Annotated in this window: 8 protein-coding genes and 2 pseudogenes; 7 read left to right on the top strand and 3 right to left on the bottom strand. The window is 40.3% G+C overall.

Annotated features, from left to right (window positions below; genetic code table 11):
- Window positions 1–7: 7 nt before the first annotated feature.
- The 7 genes and pseudogenes from LG003_RS01865 to LG003_RS01895 all read left to right on the top strand — a co-directional run.
- Window positions 8–201, top strand: a pseudogene (locus LG003_RS01865) (phage tail protein); the annotation flags it as partial.
- A 67-nt stretch (window positions 202–268) separates the two neighbouring features.
- A complete protein-coding gene (locus LG003_RS01870; protein WP_240003013.1) occupies window positions 269–415 on the top strand; it encodes a hypothetical protein in 147 nt (48 codons plus the stop codon).
- Window positions 415–1,041, top strand: a complete 627-nt coding sequence (locus LG003_RS01875) for a tail fiber assembly protein (protein ID WP_112879118.1) — start codon at window positions 415–417, stop codon at window positions 1,039–1,041. Before LG003_RS01870 ends, LG003_RS01875 begins: the two co-directional genes overlap by 1 nt.
- Window positions 1,042–1,300: 259 nt before the next feature.
- Window positions 1,301–1,602, top strand: a pseudogene (locus LG003_RS01880) (ISNCY family transposase); the annotation flags it as partial.
- Window positions 1,603–1,966: 364 nt separating this feature from the next.
- A complete protein-coding gene (locus tag LG003_RS01885; RefSeq protein ID WP_112879119.1) occupies window positions 1,967–2,542 on the top strand; it encodes a DUF4158 domain-containing protein in 576 nt (191 codons plus the stop codon).
- Entirely contained in the window at window positions 2,490–3,146 is a 657-nt protein-coding gene (locus tag LG003_RS01890; protein WP_112879120.1) for an SGNH/GDSL hydrolase family protein, read from the top strand. Before LG003_RS01885 ends, LG003_RS01890 begins: the two co-directional genes overlap by 53 nt.
- Before the next feature lie 10 nt (window positions 3,147–3,156).
- On the top strand, window positions 3,157–4,200 hold the full coding sequence (locus LG003_RS01895) for an acyltransferase (protein ID WP_112879121.1): 1,044 nt from the start codon (window positions 3,157–3,159) through the stop codon (window positions 4,198–4,200).
- Window positions 4,201–4,392: 192 nt separating this feature from the next.
- On the opposite strand, the gene LG003_RS01900 is transcribed toward LG003_RS01895, so the two are convergent.
- The 3 genes from LG003_RS01900 to LG003_RS23600 all read right to left on the bottom strand — a co-directional run bounded on the left by LG003_RS01900 (window position 4,393) and on the right by LG003_RS23600 (window position 10,360).
- Window positions 4,393–5,427: a Txp40, insecticidal toxin (previously name A24tox) gene (locus LG003_RS01900; RefSeq protein WP_112879122.1), complete on the bottom strand. Its 1,035-nt coding sequence runs from the start codon at window positions 5,425–5,427 to the stop codon at window positions 4,393–4,395.
- Between the two features lie 677 nt (window positions 5,428–6,104).
- Window positions 6,105–7,271 (bottom strand): cupin domain-containing protein, encoded by a 1,167-nt coding sequence (locus LG003_RS01905; protein ID WP_112879123.1) that lies wholly within the window; start codon window positions 7,269–7,271, stop codon window positions 6,105–6,107.
- Between the two features lie 188 nt (window positions 7,272–7,459).
- Window positions 7,460–10,360, bottom strand: a complete 2,901-nt coding sequence (locus LG003_RS23600) for a salicylate synthase (protein WP_240000855.1) — start codon at window positions 10,358–10,360, stop codon at window positions 7,460–7,462.
- Window positions 10,361–10,370: the final 10 nt, after the last annotated feature.

Below are 10,370 nucleotides of genomic sequence, written 5' to 3' on the forward strand. Positions count from 1 at the left end.
TGATGATATTAACGTCCCTGTCGGCGTCCCTATTCCATACCCCCACCGCTACACACCAGTTGGCTATCTTACGTGCAATGGTCAATCATTCGATAAGTCTTTATACCCAAAGCTAGCAGAAGCTTATCCTGCCGGCAGAGTACCCGATTTAAGGGGGCGAGTTTATCCGAGGTTGGGATGATAGCCGTGGTGTTGATCCTGGTCGGGTGTGTGGGTCGTGGCAAGCTGACGAGAATAAATCCCATAGCCATTTTTGCCAACGGGCAGGATGGCTGTTGGTGTTAATAGTTCCGCCAGTACATGGGTCGTTGTTGAAAACGATGTGTCATCGACGAAAGTATCGACATATGGGGCGGGAGGCAACGAAACCCGCCCCCGCAACGTTGCATTTAACTACATAGTGAGAGCAGCATAATGACAGAACAAAAGTACTCTTTAGAACACGAAACAGCCGTATTGGGTAAAGACGGATTGGCTATTCAAACAGGCTGGATAAAGGTTTATCACTCGAATCAGATAACGAGAGAATTCACAATTTCAGACATTGAGTATGTCATGCTCGGTGTCAATCTATCAGCCGGTGCTTATCCCGATGCGCCACAACTTCCAGATTCTCACGATAAAGCTGTTTGTCGCAGTGAAGACGGTAAGTGCTGGCAAATCCTCCCGGATTACCGTGGCAAAACAGCTTACGACACGTTAACTCGCGCTCCGACTGAAATTACTGAAATCGGTGAACTGCCGGATACGCTAACCTTCAAGAAACCTCCCACAGATTTCGATAAGTGGGATGGTAAAGAATGGGTAGTTGATAAAGACCTTCTCAAATCTCATCAGATTAATGAAGCGAAGCAACAACAAGCAGCACTGTTACAACAAGCAAATGAAACACTCTCATTGCTACAAGACTCTGTTGACTTAGAAGTTGCTACTGACTCAGAGAAAGCCGCTCTACTCGAATGGAAGAAATACAGAGTATTGCTTACGCGTGTAGATGTGAATCAAGCGCCTGATGTGCAGTGGCCGGAAGTGCCGAAGTAAAAGACATGTTACATGTTTGATGTTCACTGCCGTACAGGCAGAACGGAGCCGGAGATAATCCGGCTTTACGATCTCCTCCTCATCTCAGAACTGATCCCCGCATCTCCCGCTAATAGTATAAAATCAATCACTATGCTTCATATGAGTGCTTTTTCGGTTTGTACATATGTGTGTACATTCTGGTATTTTTTATTGGTTATTTTTTATTTAATTAATTGTTTTATATTAATATTTTAATTATTGAAGTATTTTTTTCTGGGATATGTTGGAATGGGTCCCCCAATTGGTGGAACTCTTGAATGGAAGGTATAATACAGTCGAGCAGCGCAATGTGGTGTTACGCTATATTTTACTAAATGGACATACTCTGGATCTCTCACACTTTGTCCATCAACTGATTGAACAATCTCCGGAGCATGAAACGAAAAAGGGCGCGAGCAAGGCCGAGAGGAAGGTAAACTGGAAACGGCTCGTGCCTTATTACGGCATGGCGTGAGTTTGGACATTATTGCCACCAGTACCGGACTGAGCCGGGATAAAATTGGAGCATTAAAGCATTAAATTAATCTTCTCTTTCATGGCAAAATGCCGATATTCAAGATCGGCATTTTTGTTATTAAACTCAGGTGGTCAGTAACTCAATATTATGTTTCAGATTCATTTTTCTCTTCAGCTAATTTATCAGGCACTTCTTTAGCAAACTAATTATCACTATCAGCATTTTTTAGTACCTGATCAATAATTTGTTTATGATCACCAATCCATATTTCTGTCATGAATGTGTACGATTAAAGGGGCATAAAAGGGGTTGATATCGTACTATTTATATGAGACAACTTCATTCGAGATCCAACCGCAGTGACGAAATTCATTTTTACTGTTCGGTCAGCGATCCTCATACGGACATGATTTGCATGGAATCAGGATGATGACTCATCATATAGACCAAACTGCCAATAAAAGTAAAAGACTCTCTGCCTTAACGGATGCGAAGCAATTCGCCCTGTATGCGCTTCCTGATTTTGATGAAGGCCTACAGTTGGAATTTCTGTCGCTGTCAGCAAGCGAACTGGAGCCTACTACAAACCGGTCGGCTCTGTATTCCCAAATTTACTGTGTCCTGCAAAGCGGTTATTTCAAAGTTAAACACGCTTTTTTCCGTTTCGCTTTGTCTGATGTGGAAAGCGATTATACATTTGTGATTAATCGCGACTTCCGTCATGCCGCCCCAGTTGCCAACCATGAGTATTACACTCAACGTAAACTAATCGCAGAATTGTTTGGATATTCTCTATGGTCTGAGAAATTTAGGCAGCAATTATCACAACGGCCTATCGCCAAATGTCTGAATACCACGCTATCGAAATGCCTGCGTCCGTTCCAGCGGACATTCGATACTGATAAAAAACCAGTCGGTCTGCATTTTATTTTTAGAAGGATAAAAGTAAATGTCTTATATTCAATCGCATTTGAAGGGAGGGTGTTGGTTTACCCTCGGTGACAGTATAACTGAAAGAGGGTGGTATCAACCAATAGTGACTAAAAATTTAGATCTAAAAGAATGGAAAAACTACGGAATAGGGGGAACATGCATAGCCCAAAAAGATAAAAATGACAATTCAGCCATGTGTTTAAGATATGAAAAAATGGAAAGCAATCCAGATATTATTACAATATGGGGAGGGGTAAATGATTTTGGATTTGACTTTGGCTCCAATGGAGGAGTGGAAATAGGTGATTATAAAGACAAAACCTCTTTAACATTTATTGGCGGCATGAAATTATTAATGACTGGAATTACCAAAAAATACCCATCAACGAGAATAGGGTTTATTATAACAACGCCAATATCAGTACAAAGAGGCATGAACAGTAAAAACGCCAAAGGGTATTACTTGTCTGACTATTGCAGCGTTTGTCGGGAAATCTGCGAAAAACACTCCATCCCATATCTGGATTTGTTAAAACAATCTGGATTCAATGAAGGCAATATCGATATTATGACCAGCAATAGCTTGGGCACAGTGTCCGATGGTTTGCATCCATCAAAACTAGGTATGACCAGGCTTGCCCCAAAAATTTCAAACTTCATTTTATCTATTTAAGAGACAAAAAATGAGAATATTAGCCATAGATTTATTAAAGATAGTTTCTATATTTTTCGTTGTAATTTCTCACGTTACTTTATTTTTCTTGTTGCGCGATGATAATGACGTGGTTTTGTATTTTCTTAGGCAGGCCGGTCAGTTGGGGGTCTCGTTGTTTTTTATGTGCAGTGGCTATTTCTTACTAAACAACAAGCATGAAAAGCAGGTGGATTACATCATTAATAAATCCAAAGGGATATTAACTGTATTGTTGTTTTGGCTTATATTTTATTATCTGTATGACACATATTTTATCAGTAAATTTACAACAGTGCCTACTATTAATTTTTTAAATTATGTTAATGTTAGTATAACCACATCAGATGCTACCCATTTATGGTTTATATTTGCAATTGTCTCTCTATATATATTAACACCACTAATGCGTAACACATTTAATGAAACAAATGCAAAGGGGATTAAGAAAATACTCGTTATAATGCTTATAATTTCTAATCTTACATTGCTGAATGCACTAACAGATTACAAATTCTCTTTTTCCCTAATCCCATTCAATATTTTGTTTCCGTTCCAATCTGAGGGTTTGATTAGTTTCTTGATAGGTGGATATATAGGGCTAACGAAACCTAAAATAAAGGCTTTTTCATGTAAGCATATAATATTTCTGGTATTTTTTATTATATCATTGATATCTTTATCAATCATTTCATCCAAGACGGGGATGACTTTCTTTTATGGGAAGTTTTATAATGTATTCCTTCAAGTTTCTTCGGTGTGCCTGTTTTTATTCTTGGTTAATTTGAATGTCAGAGAAATACCATTCTTAATAGATGACATTAGCAAGAATATACTAGGAATATATCTTGTTCACAATATTTTTGTTATTGAAATACATAACGAATTTATCCATAATTTCTTATTAAAAAAATTTAATTACATAAATATATATGTTTACATAATAGCCTATTCCTTGCTGGCTTTTATCCTGTCATATATATTATGCGCTTTGTTACGGAAATCAAAAATAACCTCAAAAATTATAACCCTATAACGTTATTGGCATGGAGAGCCGGTTTCTTCTAGCCATATTTTCTTGGTAGTAAAGTGTATTAGCTAAATGGAAGGCGTTTTACAATTATCACAGACCACAACAGTGGTTTGAAAGGTAAAACGCCTTATGAAACTCCCGTTGAAAAAATGAGAGCTTAAAAATGTTCTGTCAATCGAAGCCAGAGATCACACATCATATATTTTTATAATGAGTTCCAACACTATGAATCGTCATTGTACTGTCAGTGTTATTTAGATTGAAGGTTACCCTGTCTTTTTGGCTTAGCCTCACACTATATAAATTATTCGGCAGTTTTTCCAAGTTACTGCCGCTTGCTGTACCAATACTTTTTGCTGCTGTAAGTGGATCGTTACCCTTTTGCACCTCTTTTATAAATGAGCTATACTTTTGTTTTGCAGCACCTTCCATATTAGTAAATCCATTCTTGGATTTGTTATTTTTAAGTTCTTGTAAACTAACTCTCCATTTAGGCGGTTCTGTTGGGCCGGCCAAATAACCTATTCTGCCATCAGGTAATTTCTGCGGTGGTCGAAAGAAAGGTTTAGAAAGCTTTTTTCTCTCAATATAATTCTCTAATGATTTAGACTCTAATCCATTGTAAAAGTTTTTTGAAAAAATCCTCCTTCCTAAGGATGTCACAGCAGATAAGATAAATAAGAAATCAATTAATTTAAAAAATCTTGCGGCATTTGATTGTTGATTTTCCTCCAGTGGAATTTCCTGCGCAGAAAAAAAATATAGTGCCAATAATTTATCGTCATCTGAATAAGCACTCAATGGTTTATTTTCAAGATCAGGAATATTCCAAATATTTTGAGGATATTCACCTTCAAAATCCAGTTCATTCTTGTAAAAACCATCTGCCATATCTTTAGAAATTTGATCACCATTTTCACCTAATAGTGCAGATGAAAGATTAGACATATATTCTTGATAAATTATCTCAGCAGTCTCTTTATTCTTATAATAGTCACCAGGAAGATGAGATACATCATGAATACCACTTACAGCTAAAGCGTACGCTAATATTATTTTCTTAGCTCGATATTCAATTCCATGTGATGCAGTATAACCCTCATCTGTTTGCCTAAAGTTTAGTACACGTATTATATCTCCTGCTATTTGCTTTTCAACGGGTGGATATCCACTTCTATCATCAGGTGTTAATTGTATTAGACTAGAAGTTGTTACAGATTTTATATCCATTATATTTCTCCATCATGTTAGTGTTTATTGAACTATGAATCTTCTGGCAGATAGCTCCTAAATTTGTCGCTATTAATATAAATTGCAGCTTTAAATATAGGGTTTTCTCTGGCTCTTTAATCGTTAATTTCAATATAAAATTACTTTACATGATAATTATTAGCAAGATTTTATTTTCACATCTTATGTTGATATTTTTCTATTTAAATCATTACGTTAAGATTAGTTAAATAAATAATTTAATAAGTGAAATAAAAAAGAGAAAGCACTAAAGCCAAACGAACTTGGAGAATAGGATAACTTGATGTTAACAAAACGTTTTTAGATGGTCACGGCAGGTTGTATAAGTGTAAAATAATCATTAAACATGACAGGGAATAAAGCGCTTATTCTTTTAACCCTTGTCTGACCTAATTACCGATAAAAAGGTAGTTTTCGATTACCGAAAAAGGGAAACAAAAGTAACAAGAGAAAGTTAATCATGTGAAAAAATGATTAACCTGTAAAACGATTATCATTTACAAGATTCTATATTCTTTTAATTAAACTAACATATTAAGATCAACATCTATTTCTTTAATCATTTTTACTACTGCTAAATAAAGCCTCGTGTAAACGAGGCTATTTCTGATATACAAAGTCATATAGGTTTTCAATACACCACAAAGTGTAATATCTCAAGTCCTACGGCGCGATATGACTAGCTTATCCTTAGGACGGTCCACCCAATCGGAGGGATTATTGTTGAAGTTATCCGCAAGCAGATAAGACGGCGTTTTAGCTAACCAATCAGAAAGTGAAATATCTTGGTAGATACCGTTATCTAATACAATCAGTACCTTAAGATCATCATTGCCAATATTTTCGATATAGTGACCAAATCCCTGAGGAACGTAACCGACGTCGGTCGGCCCATATTTTGCAGTTTGTGCGTGTCCATGAGAACTAAACACGGTCATACGTCCTTTACCTGAAATGTAGTATTGCCACTCGTTGGCATTAGGATGCCAATGTAGCTCACGTACTGCGCCGGGTTTGATGATCTCAATGAGACCAGTGATAGTTGTAGAAATGGGAAATTCCTTCGATGATGCCCGATAAATACTCCCTGAGTCGTTCTCGAAGAAAGGTTTATTTTTCAAGAGTTCATAACGGTGGGTGAGTGGAGCATCGTTCAATCCGCCATCGTCAGCAGGTAGGGGAAGTTTTGGCGGGATAGCTCCACCGACGATGTAAGCTTCACCCTGTTTAATTTTAGAAAAAACGGATGCCGGCATGTTGACACTTTTCTCAAGCACTTCTTTCGGCATATGTGTTATCCAATCAGTGATGCTGAAAGTGCCAAATTCCGAGAAGTGCCCGTCATCAAAAGTCAGAATAAAATGTGCGCCATCTTCAAGCGCCTGAATGGAATGACCATGACCTTTGGGAAAATACCATACATCGCCGGGACCAAAATCAGCTACTTCACTTTTGCCCTCCGGATCGATAATGGTAATACGTGCATGGCCTTCAAGCATATATGCCCATTCAGCGGCAATAGCATGCCAATGAAGTTCACGCACACCACCCGGTTCAAGTAACATATCAACGCCCGCAATCCCTTCAGATATCGGGAATTGTTCTATCGTAGCTTCCCGCGCCCATCCATTTTCCAATACCCGTTTTTTACTATCTGTGAATTTATATTTATACAAACTTTTAGCATTTGTGGATGGTTTACTATTACCAGCGGCAATAGTATTGTGCTGTTCATCAGCAACAGCGGATTTAATCATACTACCCATACTAGCAGCCGCCGCGCCAATTGCGGATGCCCTCAAGATATCACGACGAGAAAACATATTTATTGCCTCCAAGTAAAATGGGCACCAGCAAGAATAGTTGCAAGCTGATATCTATTTGTTTGGTTTTTTTAAGTTACTGGTTGTCACAGAAGGAAAAATTAGAGGTGACTGATTAAGCATAGTAGAAAATGAGTCGTCTAGGGAAAACCAGAAACAATTCTGGTTTTCCCAGAGGTGTTATTACTTCATTTACTCTTTTTTCCGGGGTAGCGGCGAACGTATTTCATAATGCAGTCAAGTTTTTCACAAGTTTCCTGCCATTCTCTTTCTGGTTTTGAATCTCTGACCAACCCTGCGCCAGCCTGGAGCCAACAGCGCCCTTGATGCTGATAGAGAGAACGTAATACCAGCGCCGCATCTAGTTTACCTGAGCTATCTAATAACATGACACAACCGCTATAAAGCCGACGTGGTTCGCCTTCATAACGTGAAATTGCTTGTAAAGAAGGTTTTTTCGGTATCCCCGAAGCGGTGACTGCCGGGAACAGAGCGATGAACGCATCCCAACGATTTTTGTCTGTTTGTAGCAATCCTTTTACCCGTGATGCTAAATGTTGTACGGAACCCCGTTCACGAATCGCCATAAACTCTGATACACAAAGTGTGTCAGCCTGACAAATCGGTGCCAGTTCCTCTAATGCTAATTTAGCCGAAACAGCATGTTCAGAGATCTCCTTCGGGTCAGAAAGCAAATCTGCTCTCAACCGTCGATCTTGATCCTTGTCATGTGTCAATGCTCTGGTTCCGGCCAATGGTTGCGTGCTGACCCAACCTGAACCATCCGCTTCAACCACAGTTTCCGGGCTGAAACCATAAACAGAGAAATCTTCATCACGTAAGAAGAAGGAGCGGGCAGGTGTGTTAGCTTGGCGGCCTAACCAGTAACTGTGCGGCATATCAATATCCGAGCCAAGCTCAACCTGACGTGACAGGATCACTTTCTGGTAGTGGCCTGCGGCAATATCCTTAACCGCATTGGCGACGTTATCTTGATAACGTTTCGCCGCATCTGACGTATTGATAATTTCCATATCTTCTGTACATGAGAAAGCAGGTGTGCCTAATTGATCAGCCCGTCTGATTTTCTCCCTCAATATGGCGAGTTGACTCTCTTCGAGAGTTCGTATCAGAACCTGTCCTTGAGTTATGCGTAATTCATGCTGTGGAATAGTGATTTTTATTAACGCTTCGTTTTGTTGTGCTAATAGCAACCCATAGGTCATATGGGAGAATTCAAATAAAGTTCTTCCATAAGCCCGCCAATTCTGAATAGGAAGAGCATTGAGCGCCTGTTCAAGTTTTTGGCTTAACGTGTTGATATCGTATGGATGACGATTACCTTGTGGATCAATTAATTGTCCCGATGCATCTGCACTAATGGTTGCTGCACAGCCTATCCCAAGTGACCATTCACCTTTTGTTTCATAGAGCATATAAGGTTGTGCATCGTCGTCTGAAAGCAAATGTGTGATCAAATCTAACGGAGTGCTGGTAATAACAACAGTTTGTTCATGATATTGCTGCATTGGGCGACCATGTTCTGCTTGTGCCATCTGTACCAAGCGGCGTTTATCAATTTTTCCCACGGTGGTGAGTGGCCAATATGGGGCAAACAACCATTGGTCAGGAATTTTATGACGCTGAACCCCTTTCTGTTGTAGAAATGCCGCTATCTGCCCCGGTTCCGGTTGATTGCCGTTGTTAGGTAAACAGGCGCAGGTTCGTTCACCCAACAGTTCATCAGGCACAGAAATGACAACGGCATCATCAATGTTAGGGTGTTGCAGCAGCAAGGTCTCAACTTCTTGGGTCGAAATTTTCTCACCACTGCGGTTAATCTGCTCTTTAATTCTGCCCTCAACGATCAGGTTGCCATCTGAGGTCATACGAACCAGATCGCCGGTGCGATAGAACCCATCGGCGGTGAAAGCCACGGTATTATGCAGCTCTGCACGGTAATATCCCGTAATAGTGTAGGGACCACGTGTAATCAGTTCTCCTACCTCGCCGGGTACTACAGGTTGTAAATTGGTATCAACAATTTTGATCTCATCTTCTTCTGATAACGGACGCCCTTGGGTATTAATGATGACCTCGTGGGGATCATCCAATCGGGTATAACAGAGTAATCCTTCCGCTGTACCAAACACCTGCTGCAAAGGCCCAAGGCGTGCTATTACTTGCTCCGCTAGTTCTGGTGTCAACCTGCCACCACCCACTTGCAAACAGCGTAAGGATGAAAGATCGCTTTGTTCCCAGTCGCGAGCCTGTTCCCAGAGCCGAGCCAGAGCTGGTACTAATGCCAGATGGGTCACTTTGTGTTGCTCGATTAGCGGCATGGCCTCATCAAAACTGGCGGTATCACTCAGAAGGACACTTCCGCCCTGGGAAAGGGTGCCCAAAATACCGGGACTGCCTAGTGTGAAGTTATGTGCCACAGGCAATACGGCTAGATAAACACTTTCTGTATTTACCGTACACAGACGGGCTGACAGCACAAAATCATAGGTATAAGCATCGTGAGTACGGGGAATGAGTTTCGGTGTACCGGTTGTTCCGCCAGAAAGCAGCAATACAGCAATATCACCATAACTTGGGCCGGGAATATTTACCGGTTCATCATCAATGGATGCCAATGCGGTAAATTCTTCCGCTTCTCCATCAACAATAATGTGTTTTAGATCGGGGCAAGATGCCACAATTTCTCGTGCCATTTTTCGGTAGTCAAAATCATGGAAGCAATCAGGGATAATGTAAGCAACCGGGAGTGCAATCTGGCAAAGAGCATGAACATCATGAGTCCGCTGTGTCGGCATTAATAACACCGGATGAGCACCGAGCCTGAACAGGGCAAAACAGGTAACGACAAAGGAGATACGGTTAGGCAGTTGTACCATAACGTTATCCCCACGACGGATCCCACGACGAAATAGTCCGCTGGCCAATCTCTCTACGAATTGGTGCAATTCACGGTAAGTTAGTTGTTGTTCTTGATAGATCAGCGCTGTTTTATCACCCCAAATACCAGACCACCCGGCAAGTTGTTGGTCCAGCGTTTTGCCATTCCAAAGGTAGTCTGGCGCCATAGTAAGTGTT

This window comes from Photorhabdus kleinii (assembly GCF_025384885.1).
Lineage (GTDB): Bacteria > Pseudomonadota > Gammaproteobacteria > Enterobacterales > Enterobacteriaceae > Photorhabdus > Photorhabdus kayaii.

Bases quoted from the DNA above. Each gene is read 5' to 3' on its own strand.
- LG003_RS01870 (WP_240003013.1), top strand. From the start codon at position 269: ATGGCTGTTGGTGTTAATAGTTCCGCCAGTACATGGGTCGTTGTTGAA.
- LG003_RS01875 (WP_112879118.1), top strand. From the start codon at position 415: ATGACAGAACAAAAGTACTCTTTAGAACACGAAACAGCCGTATTGGGT.
- LG003_RS01885 (WP_112879119.1), top strand. From the start codon at position 1,967: ATGATGACTCATCATATAGACCAAACTGCCAATAAAAGTAAAAGACTC.
- LG003_RS01890 (WP_112879120.1), top strand. From the start codon at position 2,490: ATGTCTTATATTCAATCGCATTTGAAGGGAGGGTGTTGGTTTACCCTC.
- LG003_RS01895 (WP_112879121.1), top strand. From the start codon at position 3,157: ATGAGAATATTAGCCATAGATTTATTAAAGATAGTTTCTATATTTTTC.
- LG003_RS01900 (WP_112879122.1), bottom strand. From the start codon at position 5,427: ATGGATATAAAATCTGTAACAACTTCTAGTCTAATACAATTAACACCT.
- LG003_RS01905 (WP_112879123.1), bottom strand. From the start codon at position 7,271: ATGTTTTCTCGTCGTGATATCTTGAGGGCATCCGCAATTGGCGCGGCG.
- LG003_RS23600 (WP_240000855.1), bottom strand. From the start codon at position 10,360: ATGGCGCCAGACTACCTTTGGAATGGCAAAACGCTGGACCAACAACTT.